The sequence below is a fragment of the Opitutaceae bacterium TAV5 genome (assembly GCA_000242935.3).
Classification (GTDB): domain Bacteria; phylum Verrucomicrobiota; class Verrucomicrobiia; order Opitutales; family Opitutaceae; genus Geminisphaera.
Map to the genome: position 1 here is coordinate 1,951,802 of CP007053.1, position 19,075 is coordinate 1,970,876.

The following is a 19,075-nucleotide window of genomic DNA, read 5'->3' on the forward strand; positions in this document are numbered from 1 at the left end:
CAGCGTTTACCCGACTACCATCTACCCCGGGGTATTTAGTATCATTAATCATTTGGCTGTCCGCCAGAATGTCCGATCAACCTAATGAAAGCTACTCACACGCGCAAGCACTTCACCGTCCTTCTCATCACTTCGGTAACCACATCTGATTGGTCTGCGATCGCGTCTGTGCTGGTATTCACGCTTGCGCTTTTTGTGTCCGGACAACTCTGCGGCTCCACTTGGAACGGTTCCGCCAACAGCAACTGGGACACCGTCGCCAACTGGACCGCCACTGGCGACGAAACGCTTCCCCCCAACCTTGCCGGAGCCATTGCCATCTTCAACACCAGTCAGGCCGCGCTTGGCGGCAAGACCATTACCCTCGAATCCGATATCACTTTAGGCAAACTCCAACTCGACGGCACCACGACAGAGACGGCGTTCAATTTTTCAGGAGGAAAATTCATTTTCGACAATGTCGACACGACCGCCGAACTCCTCCTATCCGGCTCCAACCGCGTAACGTTCAACAGCGCCATTGAGCTCCGCAGTCATCTCAGTCTCAATACCAGCACCCCTACCACCACCCTCACCCTTGCGAGCGCGATCACTGGCAACGGTTACAAGATCACCAAAGCCGGTTCCGGCACCACCATCTTCACCGGAGCCAACAAAACCTTTTCCGGCGGCCTCGACCTCTTCGCAGGCAAACTCGAAACCACACTTGCAAGTGCAACCAACGCGCAGCTCGTGATCGGTGCGCTTGATGCAGCCAGAAACTACCTCGGCACAGGCGACATCAAAGTCGGCAACACTGGCACCCAGCTTGAAATCAAGTCCGCCATCGGCAACTACGCCAACCAAAGCGTAGCGCTCAACGGCAGCACGGTGACTTTGGAAACCGGAGGCCAGCTACGCCTCTCCGAGACAGACACCCGCAATAAATTCACGCTCAACCTCAACAGCGGCACCCTTGATGGCGGCACCAACGCCACGCACGGCACCCTCTACCTTGCGGGCACCGACCTCGTTTACAACGCCAGCGGGCAAGGCGGCACCACCATCGTCAACACGCCCAACCTCGAGTTCGACACCTCGGTCAACACGACTGCCATGAGTGTTCTCCTCAACGGCAGCACCCTCGACGGCTTTGGCATGGTGACCAAAACCGGCGTCAACGTCCTCAACTTCACCGACACCCTGAACAGCGCCACCTTTGGTTCGCGCGACTTTTTCCACGAAGCCGGCGTCATCAATTTTGGCCTCGTCACCCTCGACATCACCAACGGACTCACCTTTTCCAACCTCACCCCCACGACCAACGTACTCCAGCCGACCGGTCTGGCCACCTTCGGCAAAGCCAACCAAATGCGGTCCACTGGCAACAAGCTCAACGCGCTCGATGGAGCCACAGGTTCGCTCAAACTCGGTGGTTTCAACCAAACTTTTGGTACCATCACTCTGGGAGCTAATTCCAACCTCGGTCTCTACCTGCAACCCGCCACCCCTGCGGCCACCCCCATCAACCTCACCCTTGGCAGTGTAAGCACCAGCACTTCCGGCAACGAACGGCTCTCCATCTACGACTGGCGCGGCAACCCCGCCTCCTACCGTCTCACCGGCAACGCCACGGTTACTGACAACGTTACCCTCTCCGACCTTTCCTCTGACCTCGGCAAGATTTGGTTTCGCGGTTTCGATCCCGGTGCCGTGCGCGACGCCGATGGCACCCTCCGTCCCGTCGATTTTCTCCACACCACCTGGATTGGCGGCACTGGAACCACCACCCCGTATAAAAAATGGTTCGACTTCGCCAACTGGTCTGTTGACGCCCCCAACCACGCTGGCGCGACCGTGACCTTGAGTGGGGCTGCCGCGACCACCACCACCCTTGAAAACCAGACTGCCACCATTGGACACATCATCACCAATACGACGTCCACCTTCAGCATCAGCACCGGTACCCTCGCCTTCGATTCCGGCGTCGCCAACACTGCCTCGACCATCAGCGGCACCGGTGGCGTTAACATCCACACGGCTGATCTGAAGAATAACCTCACAATCAATTCGGGCCTCGCCGCCGTAGTCACCGGCGTCCTCAAAGGCAACGGGGACATTACCATCGATTCTGGCGGTCTCCACCTCGGCACTGCCAATATCAACACCACTGGCTATCGCGGCACCACCACCCTCAACAGCGGACGCCTCACCATCGGCAACACCACGCAAGTCCTTGGCTCCTTCGACAACCTCCTCGTTATCAATGGTGGAGAGGTTTATGGCGGCACCAATGCCTCCAACGTCCGCACCCTCTCCAACCAGGTCGACTTCGCTGGCGACTTCACCGCCAGCTACATCAAATTCGCCTACGCTGGTGACGTCTCCTGGACCGGCACCCGCACCATCACCGGCGAAGGCACTGTCGTCTTTGACGAACCCCTGCGCCTCACCGGCGACGGCGCTCTCGTCGTTTCCGGCGGCAGCAACAACGGCGACTTCCACTTTAACAACAATAACAATGATTTCACCGGCGGCCTCACCCTCCTCCCCCGCAAAAACTACGCCACCGGCAGCGCCTACGTCTCCCTGCGCGGCGACATGACCCTCGGCGCCGACGTCCAGGATCAAAACTACCTCGGCTCCGGCTCCATTCACGCCTACGCCGCCCTCAACATCGCCACCAACAACCACGCTACTACCCTGCGCGGCGCAGTCATCCTCGACAACGCCGTTACCAGCGCTGCCGGCGGTGCAAAGATGACCTTCACTGGCGGCGGCAAAGTCACCCTTGATTCCACCGCCACCCTCACCCGGGTCGGCAACAGCACCTCTGCCCTCATCACCGACGGCGACCTCGCCATCAACGGTGCCACCCTCGTCGGCACCCCCGGCCTCACTTTCAACCCCGGCACCAACGCCACCTCCACCATCACCTCCACCGTCGGCATCACCGGAGTCGGTGCCATCATCAAAAACAACGCCGGCAGCACCATCCTCGATACCCCCATCTCCGCCACCTCCCTTACTCTCAACGGAGGCGCATTCGTCCTCAACCGGCACACCTCCATACTCGGCGCCCCCGGCGCCACTCTCGCTGCCGGCACTCTCTACTCTGTGGGCGGCAGCGAAGACGCCCCCATCGACAACCGCTTCGGCCTCCTCACCCTCACCGGCAACGCCTCCATTTACCTCGAAAACCACTCCTCCATCAGCTTTACCAACGTCACCAACGGCTCCTGGTCCACAGGCAAAGGCTACTCCCTCACCTTGCAAAACAACACCGGCCAGTGGTCCACTGCCGCCCACCCCGAACTCAGCGACACTTATGTACGCTTCGGCGACATAACCTATTTTAACGCCGCCAAACTCGCCGAAATCTCCTTCACCGGCTACGAAGCCGGAGCCGAACTCGTCAAACAAGCCGGCACCGGCTACTGGTTCCTCGCCCCCACCGGCAGCGCCCTCACCGAATGGCGCGGCTCCGCCGACACCGGCATCCCCGTTGACCGCCTCTGGAGCACCGCAAGCAACTGGGTGGGCGACATCGCCCCCAACCGCGCTGGCATCGTCGCCGCCATCCGCGACCTCGACGGCCTCCTCAACAACAACCAAATCATTGTCGATCAAGACGTCACCATCGGAAAACTCCGCATCGAAAGCAACGGAGCCCAAGCTTTCTCCATCACCTCGAACAACAACGCTACCATCACCTTTGATAATCACGGCGACGGTGCCCAGCTCACCGTTACCGGCGACAACAGCAGCACCCTCGCTGCCAACCTCATCCTTCAGGCCGACGACACCCTCGCCCTCCATCACATCGGCAAAAAAATCCTCACCCTTTCCGGTAAAATCACCGGCGACGGCGGCATCGTCAGCGACTACGCTGGCCCCGCCTCCGACACACAACTCGAAACCGGCATCATCCGCTTCGCCGGTAACACCGGCGCCAGCACCTACACTGGCGGCTTCTGGTTCACTGGCGCCGTCGGAGAAGACACCTCCCTGGCTCGCAAAGCCCGCAAAATCATCATCGCCACCGACGGCAGCATCTTTGGCCAAGGCGCCCACACCGGCGACCCCGCCACCAGCACCCAGGCCCTCCACATCGGCAACAGCACCGGCGGAGGCTCCGGCTGGTACCACATCGAAGCCGAAGGTGCCCCCCGCACCGTCAACGCCTCCGTCCGTTTCGACGGCAACCTCTTCATCACACCCGGCAACGCCCTCACCTTCCAGAGCACTGAGTCCAGCTATATCACCGCCGGTCTGAAAAAACTCGATGGCAACGGCTCCATCCTCCACCTCCGCACCCCCATTGCCGGCCCCGGCGGCTTCCAGCTCGGAGGCACCAACCAAACCGTCAACTTTTACAACACCAACACCTTCACCGGCGGCATCTACTTCAAACAATCCTACAGCCCCACCCTCGGCATCGGCGCCGACAACGCCCTCGGTACTGGCACCATCACCTTCGACGCCATCAACCTCGGCAACGCCCCCAGGCTCTCCGCCCTCGACGGCCCTCGCATCCTCTCCAACCAGTTCATATTCAACTCCACCACCGTGTCCCCGACTGGAGACTCCTCCATCAACTCCACCGTCCGCTTCACCGGCAACCTCACCCTCAATCACGCCGGCCGCAGCCAGTTCCTCGTCACCCCCGGCATCAACGTCGTCGGCACCACCGACCTCGTCACCATCACCGCCGGCCACACCTTCGAAGGCATCGGCGGCTTCATCAAAAACGGCGACGGCACCCTCCGCCTCCTCGGCGCCCACGAATACCAAGGCACCACCGAACTGCTCGCCGGCACCCTCCAAGTCGGCCACAACAACGCCCTCTCCACCGGCCCCCTCTCCTTCACCGGCTCCGGCACCCTCGCCTCCTTTGGCGGCGCGCGCACCCTGGCCAACAAAATCAACTTCCTCAACGCCACCATCGGCCTTGATGGCACCGCCGGACTCCTCACCCTCAACCCCGGCGTCGCCAACGGTGACACTGCGCTCACCCGACAACACACCTTCAACGTCGCGGGAGACGTTGCCTTCGGCCAAAACCTGAAACTCACCGGCACTGGCGGTCTCACCAAATCCGGCCTCGGCACCCTCACCCTCAACAACGCCAACGCCACCTACACCGGAGGCACCACCATAGCCGACGGACTCCTCCGCATTGCTGCCACTGGCGACGTTACCCTTGGCCGCGCCGCCGCCGGACAAAACCACCTCGGCACCGGTGCCGTCTCAGTCAGGAACACCACCAACCTCACCCCCTCCACCCTTGAAATCGTCACAAGCAACGGAGCCAACGTCCGCATCGGCGGCAACCTCTCCATCATCGGTTACAATGCCAGTGCGCTCTCCTCGCTCAACATTACCAACGCGCCTGGTGCAGTCTCCGGCTCCAACATCAAAACCTGTCTTGATGCCAACCAGACCATCAGCGGCAACAGTTTCGGTTACCTCCGCACTCCCGGCCAGCTCATCAAGACCGGCGTTGGCACCACCACCACCATCAGCGACGTCAACATCGTCACCCCCGAACTCATCATTCAAAGCGGCACCCTCTCCCTCGGCGGAGCCAACCTCGCCTCTGGCATCCAAAAATTCACACTCGGCAACGGCACCCTCCAGACCAACGGCACCAACCAGACCTTTGCCACCGCAGGCACCTTCAACCTCGCTGGCGACGGCACCATCGACATGGGCGGCAGCAGCCTCCTCACCTTCAACACCGTCGGCACCTGGGCCACCGACGGCTCCCTGTCCATCGACAACTGGGCTGGCACACTCCTCTACGGCGGCGGCTCCAGCCAACTACGCTTCACCACCGACGTCACCGGCCTGTTCACCAACGCCATGCTCAGCAGCATCATCTTCGGCGGCACCGACATCAGCTACGCCCCTGGAGCCAGAATCGTCAAAAACGCCACCGGCTACTACGAACTCATCCCCCTCGGAGCCAGTTCCGAGTGGAACCACCTCGGCAGCGGCTACAACTGGGGCACCGCGCAAAACTGGACCGGCTCCATGCAGCCCAACGGCATCGGTGCCTCCGCCACCTTTGGCGACCTCGATACGGCTCTTAACGGCAAAACCATCAACGTGGACGCCGACATCAAACTCGGCAGCCTCGTCTTCAAAAACACCAAAAACGCCGCCTTCACCATCTCCGGCGCCCCCATCACCCTCGAACAAAACGCCACCGACGCCAATGCCATCATCACCATGACTGGCAACAGCAACCCCACCATCGCCAGCAACATCAACCTCCAAAACGACCTCCTCGTCTCCCAACGCGGCACCGGCACTCTCACCCTCTCCGGCATCCTCTCCGGCGACCATTCCCTCACCCTCGACGGCACCGGCACCCTCTCCCTCATCGGAGTCAATACCTACACCGGCGGCACCCACATCCTCGGCGGCACCCTCCTCATCAATGCCGACAACACTCTCGGAGCCACCAGTGCCCCCCTCACCTTCGACGGAGGCACCCTCAAACTCGCCGCCACCTTCGACCTCGCCCCCACCCGCGCCATCACCCTCCATGCCAAAGGCGGCGTCATCGACACCAACGGCCACGCCACCCGTATCGCCCAAGCCATTACAGGCGAAGGTAACCTCACCAAGACCGGCGCCGGCACCCTCACCCTCGCCAATTCCTCCAGCAACTACGCCGGCGGCACCACCATCCAGCAAGGCACCCTCAAGCTCTCCCACGCCCAGGCCGCCGGCCCCGGCGCCATCGACATCGCCACCGCCGCCACCCTCGCCCTCGATTTCAACAACAACTCCATCACCAACACCCTCACCGGCAGCGGACACACCAACGTCCTCGGCCAGAACATCACCCTCGCCACCGACTCCACCACCTTTACCGGCACCTGGGACATCGCCGCCGGAGCCTCCGCCACCGCGACGACCACCAACAACCTCGGTGCCGGCTCGCGCATCAACCTCGCCGCCCCCACCGCCACCCTCACCATCGCCCCCGCCACCACCGGCGCCTACACCCTCGTCAACGAACTCGACGGCAACGGCATCCTCGCCATCAACCTCGCCGCCACCACCGACACCTTCACCCTCGCCAATCCGCTCCCCGCCTCCAACTTCACCGGCACTCTCCGCCTCGCCCGGTCAGCCTTCACCCTCGACGCCGGAGCCTCCACCCGCCTCGCCGCCGCCACCCTCGCCCTTGCCACTGGCAACACCACCACCGTTGCCGCCGGCATCCAAACCACCGGCAACCTCACCTTCGACGGCGGCTCCCTCATTTACCCGCACACCACCGTCCCCTCGCAAACCGCCTCCGCCGGCATCATCTCCACCGGCACCCTCACCCTCGCCTCCGGCACCGTCCAGATCAACGCCCCCGATACAACCGCCACCACCCCCGCCATCCCCACCGACGCCACCCTCCTTGAGCAGGACGACATCGTCAGCCTCGCCCTCGTCACCGCCACCATCGTCAACGGCTCCGCCAGCGCCCTCACCCTCGCCGACCTCGATGGCAACGCCATCACTTCACCCCGTATCCAAGGCATCCATCAGGCAGGCGACCGCGTCGCCACCGGCACCTACGACTACTCCCTCGCCACCTCCAGCGGCGCCGGCACCGGCCTCTACCTCAACTACGGCCTCGCTCAAGCCGACATCCTCACCGGCAAAACCCTCGCTCTCACCGAACGCACCGGAGCCACCGGCACCGCCGCTGCCATGAGCGCCCTCATCACCGGCGCCGGCAACCTCGACATCGCTGCACACAACACCGTCGCCCTCACCCGCCAGAACACCCACACCGGCGCCACCACCCTCAGCACCGGCATCCTCGCCGCCGGCACCACCGACATCATTGCCCAAAGCAGCCGCATCACCCTCGCCACCGGTACCACCTTCGACCTCCAAAATCATAACCAAAACGTCAACAACCTCGCTGGCTCCGGCACCGTGAAACTCGGCACCGCCTCCCTGACCGCCGCCTACACCGAAGCCGCCACCTATTCCGGCGCCCTCATCGGCGGCACCACCAGCCACTTCACCAAAACCGGCTCCGGCAAACTCACCCTCACCGGCGCCAGCGCCGACCTCCTCGGCGGCACCACCATCGCCGCCGGCGAACTCGCCCTCGCCTCCACCGCCATCCTCGGCGGCGCAAGCAGCACCATCACCGTCAACTCCGCCGCCACCTTTAGCGGCGCCGGCGCCGCCCTCGGCAGCGTCACCGTAAAGACCGGCGGCATCATCGCCCCCGGCAACTCCGTCACCGCCGTCCCCGGCATGCTCACTGTTGGCAACCTCGCCCTCGCCAGTGGCTCCATCATCGACTGGCAGCAAGGTGACCTGATCGAGATCAACCACCTCTTTGACGTATCCGCCATGGGAATACTCGTAAACCTCGATGGCTACGTCACCGGCACGACCGTCCGCATCGCCCACTTCGGCGACCTCCTCGGTGCCTCAACACTTGCCGACGCCAACGACTACTTCGGACTGAACTTCGCCCACAACGCCGCTTACCGCGACTACACCGGCCATTTCGAGTTCACGACCGACAAATACCTTATCTACACCTCCGGAATCGTCCCGGAACCAGCGACCGTCGCCGCCCTTCTCTCTGCCGCCTCCCTCGCCTTCGCCCTCTGGCGCCGTCGCCGTTGATACCAACGTTTCCTTGGACCCGGACGATTGAATAAGTCGATTATAAAACTCTCCAGGACCTCCCCTTCTTTAGATCATTTTATGTAGCTCTGTAGCCGCAGGAGCTTCACTTGCGCAGCCCGCCCATGCAGTTCGTAGCATTGACCGACTGATGCTGGCATCCCAAGCGTCTTGTTTAGCGACGAGGAGAACGGGGGCCTGTAAGAACTCCTCGAAGCCACCGTGTTCGACGGCGAATCAAACCGGAACACCTACGCCTGGTTCATCAGGCTGCGCGACGGTCGCATCGTCGAGATCACCGCTTTCCTTGACTCCATCGCCTTCGACAAATTCTGGCGACGCGTGCAGCCTCGGAAGCCTCCTTAACACCTGAACGCATCCGGCATCCTCTCTCTCCCTGTCTCACTCGACGGCGCACCCAAGTCCGACTCCCGCCTTCCCGGCCGGATGATGTTGAATTACCGGACCGTCGCGTGAGGGCTCCCGTCGCTTCACATGCGACCAACACAGTAACCAGCCAAAAGGAACTCCTGCGATCCCCTGCGTGTCACCCGAGTCTGCACGCTCGATTCCGAGTGGTGCAACCGCGTCGGGTTCCTTGCCCGCAAGTGGCGGCGCGAACTGGACTATCGCTTGCGCAAAATGCTCTGGGCGTTTACCGACAACCGCATCGCTGTGCGAATGGCACGACGGTTGCGGACAGTGGTTCCGCAGCCGGTCTCTCAAACCGGGCCAACCCCGTCGGTCGCCGGGCCTGTGGTCGAGCGAGATGACCGAGGCTTCGTCTGGCCGCCCCAGCCGGTGTCCGACCTCATAAATCAGGCGCATGCAGTCCCGCATCGCCTGATGGCTCATCCCGCCGGGCAACCCGAGGATTTTCGACGTGACCGTTTATTCCCGCGTCCGGTTGTCACTCACCGGCGAACCGCCTCCCGGACGGCAGTTTTCAGGTCGATGTGGTTTTCGGGAGTGAGCACGAGGAAAGGCACGTCGAACTTTTCGTAACGCTGCCGCTCGATACCACTGATCTCCTCGACACCGACGGCCAGAATCGTGCCGGCGTAACCGGCTTCCCTCAGCGCGCGGACCACCCGCAGGCCGGAGCCTTCCGCTGTCTGGTGATGATCCACGATGATCACTCCGAACGGCGGCTCTCCGGTCTTCCCGACAAGGGCCACCGCCTGCGCCGCATCATCGGCATAACTCCACTCGCACTCCACGTCCTGCATCAGGTACCCCACCGTCTTGCGCGCGAGCCAGTGCGACTCCACATACAACAGGCGCAGCGGCGGGGTTCCCCGTCCGGCAGCGACGACATTTCTTTCGATCGGTTTCTTCATCAGGCAGTCTTTCGGGATTCGGTAAAATCACCACCGGGGACAGTCGCCTCCGCCCCCGCTTCCCCGAAGCCGTCGGCCCGTCCGCCGTCCAGCTCCCGCAGCCGGATGAGAAAATTCCGGATACCTCTTCCGAAGTCCGTCATCCGGTACTCGCTCGGCCGGTCGCGGACAAAACGGCTGCGCACGAGCAGGCCGCGTGTTTTCAGAAACCGCAGCATCAGCCCGGCCTCCTGCCGGGCCGCCGCTGCCGGCATCCCGTCCAGCAGATCGTTCGCCGCAAACCCTCCGGCCGGCGGCAAACGTTCCAGCCAGGCGGCCATTCCCCGCTCGCGCAGCACCCGCCGCACGGTCACCGCCGACACACCGGCTTTCGTTCGTGTCCGCAGCACCTGCACCGGATGCGTTTCGAGCGTCTCCGCCAGCCGGTCCAGCCAGTCCAGGTCGTCCACCAGCCCCAGCAGCTCCTGACCCCGGAGGCTCAGGCCATGCCGGATTTTCCCGCGGGCCGCGGCCGTCCTCTTGACGACGCCCTCGGCCAGCAGCACGTCGAGAAGCGGGCCGGCCACCTTCCCCGGCCTGCGCCGCTCCGGAGCCTCGCCCAGCCGGCGAAACTGCGCCAGGTACACCGGCTTGCGCAGCACCACGTCGAGCGCGCGCCGCAGGCTGCCCGACGGAACGGGACCGGCAGCGATGGCGGAAATGGTTGCAGACGGTTTCAAGAGCGTCGGGGGGGGGGAGGGCCTGCGAGCGGGATGGCGGCGTCACTTATTTTCACTGATGTTACGCATCAGCGTAGGGGCGCGTAACATCCATTTTTTCAGAAGCTGAGCGAGGCGCGGAAGTGGAAGGTGGCGTCGCCTTTTTCGGTGACGGCGGCGTCCTTCATCGCAAAGCCGACCGCCGCTCCGAGAGAGAAGTGTTTTCCGGCCCGGTAATCGACGCCGCCGCCGACACTGAACAGCTTGATGTCGTCCTGCCCGGTGTCCTTCTGTTCGCCCCAGCCGTAGTCGACGAACAGATACGGTGAAACACTGTCCTTCCACGCGGAGATCAGGCTGACGGAGGGCAGGCGCAGTTCGTTGCGCAGCGAGAAGCCGGTGTCCACCGCGCCGTCGTCGAGCGTGTAGCCGCGCACGGCGTAATAACCGCCGAGCGCGATCTGCTCGGTATCCGGCAACGGATCACCCGCGAGCACGCCGCTGAACTGGATCACCCAGTTGACCCCGCCGGGCAGGGTCGTCACCCGGGAGGCGTCGAGCGCCGCATACAGGTAGGTCGCGTTGTCCACCCGGCCGCCGGTGTAGGTGGCAAAATCCTCGTCGTCGTTGTTGCCAAGCACGCCGCCGGGGCTGCCTTTCAGCCGCAGGTCAAACGTCGTGGCCCCGTGCCGGTCGCGCAGTTCGTGCGCCCAGCCGAGCACGATCTGGAATACATCCACGTCGGATTTTCCGTCGATGGGCAGCCCGGCGAACTCGATGTGCGAGTCGCGCGTGCTGTGCTTGTATTCAGCGCCAAACGTCAGGTCGCCGAGGTAGTGGCCGGGAAACAGATTGGAGAGGGCCGTGCGGTAGAGCACGGGGATTTCCCAGGTGTCGCTCTCGGTGTGCGTCTGGAAGAGGCCGCCAAGCTGCGAACTGTCGGTGGTCTGGGCGACGAAGTTGGGGGCGATCTCGATCGCCTGGCGCGGGAGCGTCGGGATCGTGATCCGTCCCGAATGGCTCAGGTAGCGCGGGCGGTCGTCGCCGAGCGAGATGCCCGACGGATGCTTCCAGAAGTCGTTGCTGCCGGTGAACTGGTACGAGACCAGCGTGTTGTTGAGCGGGCGGAGCACGCCGGCCGCGCCGACGTAGTAGCGATCCTTGCCGGTCGAGGAGGTGCCGGTGTTCGAATAACCCCCGAAAATCTGCCAGGGTTTTTGTTCGCTGACGGTGAGCTGGAGATTGCTCGTGCCGAGTTCGTCACCGGCGGCGAAGATGCCCTGCACCTGCCGGTACGGGTTGCGGTTGAGCCAGTCGAGGTCCTCTTCCAGGCGGCGGGCGTTGATCCGGTCGCCGCCGGTCACGCGCAGGTCGCGGGTGAGTTTTTCATTGGTCGCGTCGGCAGCACCTCCGGCTTCCCTGACATCGACCTTGCCGAGGCGGAACTCGACGACGCGAAGCTGGAACGTGCCGCCGGTGGCGTCGTGCGGCGGGAGCGTGATCGACACGAACGGGTATCCGGAGTCGCGGTACACCTTCGCGACGGCGGCCTGCGCGTCGCTGATGAGTTTGCGCGAAAGCGGCTTTCCCAGAAAAGGCGCGAGCGCGATGTGCAGGTCGGCTTCGGATATGCCGGCGATGGTCCCGACGGTGATGCCGGAGGGCGGTTGCGGATCGGGGCTCTCGTCCGGGCCGAGCAGCCGGATGCCGGTGACGCTGGCGCCGAGCGGCGTGGTGTCATTCGAGCCGGCAAGCTGGTCCTGCTGGTCGAGCCGGATCGCCGGTTCGGTGCTGCGCGGCGGGACCGGCGGCTCGTTGCGCTCGATGGGCGTGCGCGTCGGCGCGAGCTGGGCGTGGACCGGCGCGGCGCCGGCACCGAGCGCGGCCAGGGCGGCGGCGAAGAGCGCGAGCGTTTTTGTGGAAATACGTGTTTCGGTTGTCATGGTGGGATGGGCGGTTTGCGGTTGTCGGAAAAAAGGTGGCAGGGTGTTTTGTCTGTTCCCGACCCTGCCGGGCGGGGGGGACCGGGGAACACGGGCTGGAAGCCCGTGCCACGCCGGAATCATGGGCAGGATGCCCATGCCACGTTGCGGGCGGGACGCCCGCGCCACTTGATGTTATTTGAGCGAGGCGATCCTGAGCCAGGGACCGAGGTCGCGGTTGTCGGGATGCACGCCTTCGGCGTCCTCTCCGTCGGTGGTCAGACTGCCGGACGAGGACTCCTGCTTCTGTTCGCCGGAGAACTGCTCGAGCAGCTTTTCCAGGGAGGACCCGGTGTCGGTGCCGGCCGGTGTTTCGTAGCGCACCGGATTGTTGCTGAGGAACTCCGACAGCACTTCGTCGGCGGGCGTTTCCGGCTGCGTCGTCTTCGCTGTGATTGTCAGCGCCGTCGCATTGCCTTCGGCCTGGACGAAGACGTAGTTCTGCGCCTCCAGTCCGCCGCCTTCGATGGCGTAGGGGCCGGGAGCCGACTGTGTATCCGCCGGGCTCGTCCAGACCAGCGAACCGGTGGTGGCGGTGGCGAGGGTTTCCTCGGCCACGAAGCCGGTCACACTGCCGGTGAAGGCCGGGTTGGCGGCTCCTTGCTCGCGGCTGGCCGCGTCGGCGATGTAGGTGAGGACGGCCTTCTCGATGGCCGCGGTGGCCGCGAAGGTCGCGTCGGCAAGGGTGTAGTTGCCGGCGTCCGCGCCATCGAGGGCGTAACTGCCGGTGACTTCCTTCGCGTCGCCCGCGTTCTGGTCGGCATAGGCGGCGGCGAGCGCAAGGCTCACGCTGTCGTTGCCGATCAGGCCGGCGACCGCGCCGTGCGTGAGGATTTCGATGGCAGTCGTGCCGTCGTAGACTTTGCTCGCAGCCACGGTACCGGCCGTGCTGAGGGTGATCTCCTTCGGTGTGATCGAGGACGTGCCGCTGAAGGCCGTGCTCGCCAGCGTGTAGTTGCCGACATCCGCACCGCCCAGGGTGTAGGTGCCGGTCACAGCCTTGCCGTTGCCCACGTTCTTGTCCGCGAACTGCGTATTGCCGAGGACGATACTGACGGTGTCGCCGGTGATGACTCCCGAGAGTTCACCGTTGCCGGTCACTTCGATCGTGAGCAGGCCGTCGTACACCTTGCTCGTCGCGACCGTGCCGGCCGTGCCGATGGTCAGTTGCTTCGGCGTGATCGTGGCCGTGCCCGTAAAGGCATTGCCCGCGAGCGTGTAGTTGCCCGCGTCCGCGCCGTCGATCGTGTAGGCGCCGCTGACGCTCTGGCTGCCCGCATTCTTGCTGCCGAAGGCGGCCCCGCCGAGCGTCAGGTTGACCGTGTCGCCGGTGATCAGGCCGGCGAGGCTGCCATGGGTGGCGACCGTGGCGGCGGTGGTGCCATCGTAGGCCTTGCCGTTGATGGTGCCCTGCGTGCCGATGCTGATCGACTTCGCCGTGATGCCAGCCGTGCCGGTGAAGGCCGTGCTGCCGGTCAGCGTGTAGTTGCCCGCGTCGTTGTTCGTCAGGGCGTAGGTGCCGGTGACGCTCTTGCCTTCGCCGGCATTCTTGTCGCCGTAGGCGGCGGTGAGCGCGAGGGCCACGCTGTCGCCGTTGACCACGTTGGCGAGCAGACCGTGGGTGAGGATTTCGAGGGCGGTCGTGCCGTCATAAACCTTCGTCCCGAGGACCGTGCCCTGCGTGGCGATCGTCAGCACGCGCGGCGTGATGACCAGCGAGCCGGGCGTGTGGCCGGTGGCCGCGAGGCGGTAGTTTTCCGAATTGTCGCCGGTGAGGCTGCCGATGCTCAGCGTGTAGCTGCCCGCGTTGAGCAGCGCGTCGAGCGTCACGGTCTCGTTGGCGCTGTTCTTCACGGCGAGCACACCGGTGACGGTGTCGGCGTCGGCGCCGATCAGGCCGTCGAGCGTCCAGATGATCGTGCCGGGCGCGTCGCCGTAGCTCCAGGTGTAGCCGGGGCCGAAGGCGTAGGTCACATCGGTCAGGACGGCCTGCACGGTCAGCGTGCCGGGCTCGTAGCTGATCGTGTAGTTGGACAGGCCCGTGCCGGTGGCAGCACTCACATTGATCGCATAGGGACCGATGGCGGCGGTTGAAACCGCACCGTCGCTGACGAGCGTGGCCGAGGTGACGGCGTCGGCGTTCTTCAGGCCGGTGACAGTGAATTCCGTACCGGCAAAGGTGAACGTCTGGCCGAAGTCCTTCGTCAGGTCGTCCGCCTTGATGGTCAGAGCCGCCGGGGTGACGGTCAACTGGCCAGGCGTGTAGGTGATCTCGTAGTTGGACAGGCCGCTGCCGGTGGCGTCCGAGGCGGCGACGGTATAGGCCACGCCGCCGTTGACGCCGGCCGTAGCCGCCGCGCCGTCGCTGGCGAGCGTTACGTCCGTCACGCTGTCGGAGCCGTAGAGCTGGCCGACGGTATAGTGGGTGCTGCCGAAGGTGAAGTCTTCACCGTAAACTTTGGTCAGGTCGGTCCCCACGGTGATGGCGAGCGGGGCCTTGCTGACCGTCAGCGAACCGGGGATGTTGCCCTCGGCGGCGATCTGGTAGCCGGAGGCGTCGTCGCCGGTGAGGCTGCCGATGTGCAGCTCGTAGGTGCCGGCGTTGAGCAGGGATTGCGCGGTCACGTCGGTGCCGCCTTGCCGGATGGCGAGCACGCCGGTGACGCTGTCGCCGGTGTCCACACCGTTGAGCGTCCAGGTGATGAGACCGCGGTCATCGGAGCCGTAAACCCAGCTGAAGCCGGTGCTGCCGAAGTCGTAGGTGACGTCCTTGAGGGCCGGAGTCGTGCCGTCCCAAACCGTCAGCTGACCGGGAACGATGGTGATGGTGTAGTTGGCGACAGCCACGTTCACCCCGGCCGCGGTCCATATCTGGGGCGAGGCTGCGTTGAGGGTGTAGGTGCCGAGGGCCGCATCGGCGGCAAACCCGGTGCTGCTGATATTCAGCCGGTTGATGACGTGATCGAACTTCAGGCCGGTGACGGAGTCGATGAAGCCGGCCAGGGCGGGCTGGCTGATGTTCCCTCCGGTGATCGTCTCCCCATGGAGTTTGAGCAGGTTGGCGAGGTTGATGGTGAGCGGGGCCGGGAGGACCTGGATCAGCGGTGCCTGGCTCGCGTAATGCGTGAGGTAGTAGCGGTTGGTCACGGTGCTGTCGATGAGCAGGCTGCCGGGACGGGGGTTCCAGCGCCGGGAAGCGAGGCCGGCAGCGGGGACTTGGGCCAGCGGTGTGGCCCCTGTCGACAGACTGGTCGAATAGTAGGCAAGGAATTCGCCGGGCAGCACTTTGCCCACATCCTCCTCCCTGACGCCGTGGAGGACGAACTGTTCCAGAATGCTCAGGTCGGCCTCGCCGTAAATCCACTGCAGCAGGGCGGCATCGGGGGCGCTGAGCGCGCCGAAATCGTAGGTGAGGATAATGGGCGCGGGGTCGATCCGGTAGGTGCGCTCACCAAAGCCGCGGAGTGCCGGGTAAGGGGTTTCGGTGGTCGGGGCAGCCCAGACGGCGCCGAAATCGAAACCGGCGAAGCTGCCCGGCAGCGCGAGTTGCGCGGCGGTGAGGCCGGCGGAGTTTTCGTCGATCGTGCCGACGACGTTGCCGCCGACGTCGATGTTCTTGCCGTAGGCGTTGGAGGTGCCGTTGGGGAGGTCGCGATTCCAGTAGCTGTTGGTGATGCTGCCCCGGTTCAGGCCGGCCAGACCGCCGTAGGCCGGGACCACGCCTTCCCGTGCGGGGCCGGTGAAGAGCACCTCCACGTTGGCGTAGCTGTTCTCGATCCGGCTGTCCGTCCAGTTACCGTTGCTGCTGTGCGCGCCGAGGACGCCCACGAGGCCGCCAAGGGAGATGACCGGAGCGCCGGCGGCCGGCGCGTTTTGATTGGTCGGCAGGGAAAGAATCGCCCCCGAGGCCCAGGAATTGCGGAGGACGGCGGTGTCGGTCCCGTTGGCGGTCAGGGCTCCGATGAGGCCGCCGTAACCGAAATGGTAATTGCCGGAGATGTTGGTGCCGGGGCTCCCATTGTTTATAATTAAGACGTTACTGGCAAACACGTTCTCAATTACCGCATTGAGGACGTCTCCGGCCAGGGCGCCGGCCCAGCGGTTCCCCCCTGCCAGGCTGTTTTCGATATGGAAATCGACCAGGCCGAGATTGCGGGCCGCCGCGCCCGACGGATTCCCCACGGTGATGTTGGAGTTAATCCGCGTAAACAGGCCCATCCGTTCCTGGTTCCTCCCCTTGATGATCAGGTTGGAGATGACATGGCCCTGGCCGTCGAACTGGGTGGTGAAGCTCTCGCTCTCTCCCCCGATGGGCAGGAAGCCGAGGCCGTCATTCAAGGTTGCAGTCTCGGAGGCGTCGATGTCCCGGCCGAGGGCGTAGCTGAAATAGCGAAAGGGGCTTGTCCCCGCCCCGCGGCCGGTGAGGTTGTTGTTGATGTTCTGGAGGTCGTAGAGGGTGTTGACCAGCATGTAGGCTTCCAGGGTGGTGCCGAGCTCGCTGTTGATGTGGTCCCAGAAATGGGTCTCGGTGGGGGCCGCGTAGCTGGTGGTGTTGAAACCGCTGCCGACGGGGTTGACCGAGGGGTTGAAAAAGATCTTCACGCCGCCGGTGGCGGTGATGATGGCGTCGCCGAAGATCACGGTGCCGGTGCCTTTGCCGCTGTTGTCGGCGCGGAGGATGACGGAGCCGGAGCCGGCGTTGATGTCGCGGCTGACGGTGATGTTGTTGTAGGCGCTCAGTTCGAGGCTGTGGCCGCTGAGCCATTCGAGGTCGGCATTGACGACGATGTTGCCGGCCTGGTCGCCGGGGCTGCCTTCGCCGCCGGTGGTGACGAGGACGTTACCGAGGCCGAGCTGAGCAATGAGGGCGTCGGCGCGGAGGACGGAGCCGGTGGGATTGAAGACGCCCTCGACCCAGGTGCCGGTGGTCGTGCCGCTGGTCTGGATGGTGATGTTGTAGGGGTCGAGCAGGAGGGTGCCGGCCTGGCCGGCGGGGGCGCGGAGGTCGGCGAGGCCGCGGTAGTCGAGGAAGGCCTTGCCGGAGACTTCGGCGAAGCCGCCGTTGCCGGCGGTGTCGCCGCCGCGGGCGCTGATGACGCCTTCGAAGGTGGTCAGGTGGTCGGCCCAGACGACGATGTCGCCGCCGTCGCCGGCGAGGCCGTCGGCGCGGAGGAGCGAGCCGGCCTCGACGGTGGTGACGGCGGCGTTGGCGAGGGCGTGGTCGGCGAAGTTGTTGGCGGCGTTCTTGCCGCCCTGGTAATCGCCGCCGAGAAGGATGGTGCCGCCGGTGACGCCGGAGGCGTCGAGGGTGGCGCCGGATTTGAGGGTGATGGTCTCGCCGGTGGCGGTGATGAGGCCGCCGGTGGCGGTGGCGGAGGAGGCGTCGATGTGGCCGGCGAGTTCGACGGTGCCGGTATCGCCGGCGTCGAAGACGATGCGGCCGCCAGAGAGATCGAGGTTGGTGGCCTTGACGATGCCCTGGGTGTTGCCGGCGAGGGCATAGACGTTGCCGCCGTTGGCGCGCAGCTCGGCGGCGGCGGCCTCGATGGTCCCGGCGTTGAGCGCAGCGGTATCGGAACCTCCGATACGGACAAGGAATTTTCCGTCGGAGAGCGCGGCGTCACGGGCGAGCACTTCGTAGCCGGCGACGAGCGCCACGGTGCCTTGCGGGGCGGTGAGGCTGCCGGTGTTTTCCATGCGGCGGGCGATGAGCGCCACGTCGCCGCCGAGCGAGCCGATCTGGCCGGCGTTGATGACAAGGGCGTCACTATTGCCGGAGAAGACGAGGTCGCCGCCCGCGAGGAAGGCGGCGTCGGAGACGTCGTGGGTGGAGGCGACGAAGCTGCCGCCGGTGTTGACGCGGCCTTCGCTGCCGACGACGACGCCGGCCTGGTTGACGAGATAGACGCCGCCGGTGGCGGTCAGGGAACCGTCGATACGCGAGGGCAGGCCGCCGGTCACGCGATTGAGCGTGGCGCCGGAGCCGTTGGCGAAGTGAACCGCCCCGCCTTCACCGATGGAGAAGCCGCCCCAGTTGATGATGGCGGCTCGTGAGGACTGGTCGATTTGCAGGCCGTTGGGGCCGGTCTGGTGAATGGCGGCGTTGCCGGAGACAACGTGGCCGCCGGCGGGCAGCGCCGGAGCGGCGGTGAGCCCTCCGGGGAACGTGCTCAACGCCAGCGCCGCGTAGGCGACGGTGGTCGTCAGGCCCGTGAGCTTCTTGTGCTTTCGGATGGTGTTCATGGTTGGAAGGAAATTCGGTTGTTCAGCGTTCAGGGTTCGAGTGACCGCAAGGAGCGGAATTTATTGGCCGCGAAAGAGCGCAAAGGGTCTTGCCGCGCAGAAGCCCTCCATGGGGCCTATAGGCGCCACGCAACGCTTCATCCGCAGGGGGATCCTTGCGCTCTTTTGC

The 19,075-nt window shown here is 64.6% G+C and carries 6 protein-coding genes; 2 read left to right on the plus strand and 4 right to left on the minus strand.

Features of this window, described 5'->3' with window-relative positions; translation table 11 throughout:
• Positions 1-168: 168 nt before the first annotated feature.
• Both OPIT5_08830 and OPIT5_08835 read left to right on the plus strand, forming a co-directional pair.
• Entirely contained in the window at positions 169-8,643 is an 8,475-nt protein-coding gene (locus OPIT5_08830; protein AHF94232.1) for a hypothetical protein, read from the plus strand.
• Between the two features lie 222 nt (positions 8,644-8,865).
• A complete protein-coding gene (locus OPIT5_08835; protein ID AHF94233.1) occupies positions 8,866-9,009 on the plus strand; it encodes a hypothetical protein in 144 nt (47 codons plus the stop codon).
• Positions 9,010-9,557: 548 nt separating this feature from the next.
• Here OPIT5_08835 and OPIT5_08840 read toward each other — a convergent pair.
• From OPIT5_08840 to OPIT5_08855, 4 genes are all read right to left on the minus strand, one after another.
• Positions 9,558-9,983: a response regulator receiver gene (locus OPIT5_08840; protein ID AHF90293.1), complete on the minus strand. Its 426-nt coding sequence runs from the start codon at positions 9,981-9,983 to the stop codon at positions 9,558-9,560.
• On the minus strand, positions 9,983-10,702 hold the full coding sequence (locus OPIT5_08845) for a hypothetical protein (protein AHF90294.1): 720 nt from the start codon (positions 10,700-10,702) through the stop codon (positions 9,983-9,985). Before OPIT5_08845 ends, OPIT5_08840 begins: the two co-directional genes overlap by 1 nt.
• Positions 10,703-10,800: 98 nt before the next feature.
• Positions 10,801-12,624, minus strand: coding sequence for a peptidase S24 (locus tag OPIT5_08850; protein ID AHF90295.1), 1,824 nt, complete (start codon positions 12,622-12,624; stop codon positions 10,801-10,803).
• A 174-nt stretch (positions 12,625-12,798) separates the two neighbouring features.
• Positions 12,799-18,906 (minus strand): hypothetical protein, encoded by a 6,108-nt coding sequence (locus OPIT5_08855; protein AHF94234.1) that lies wholly within the window; start codon positions 18,904-18,906, stop codon positions 12,799-12,801.
• Positions 18,907-19,075 lie beyond the last annotated feature (169 nt).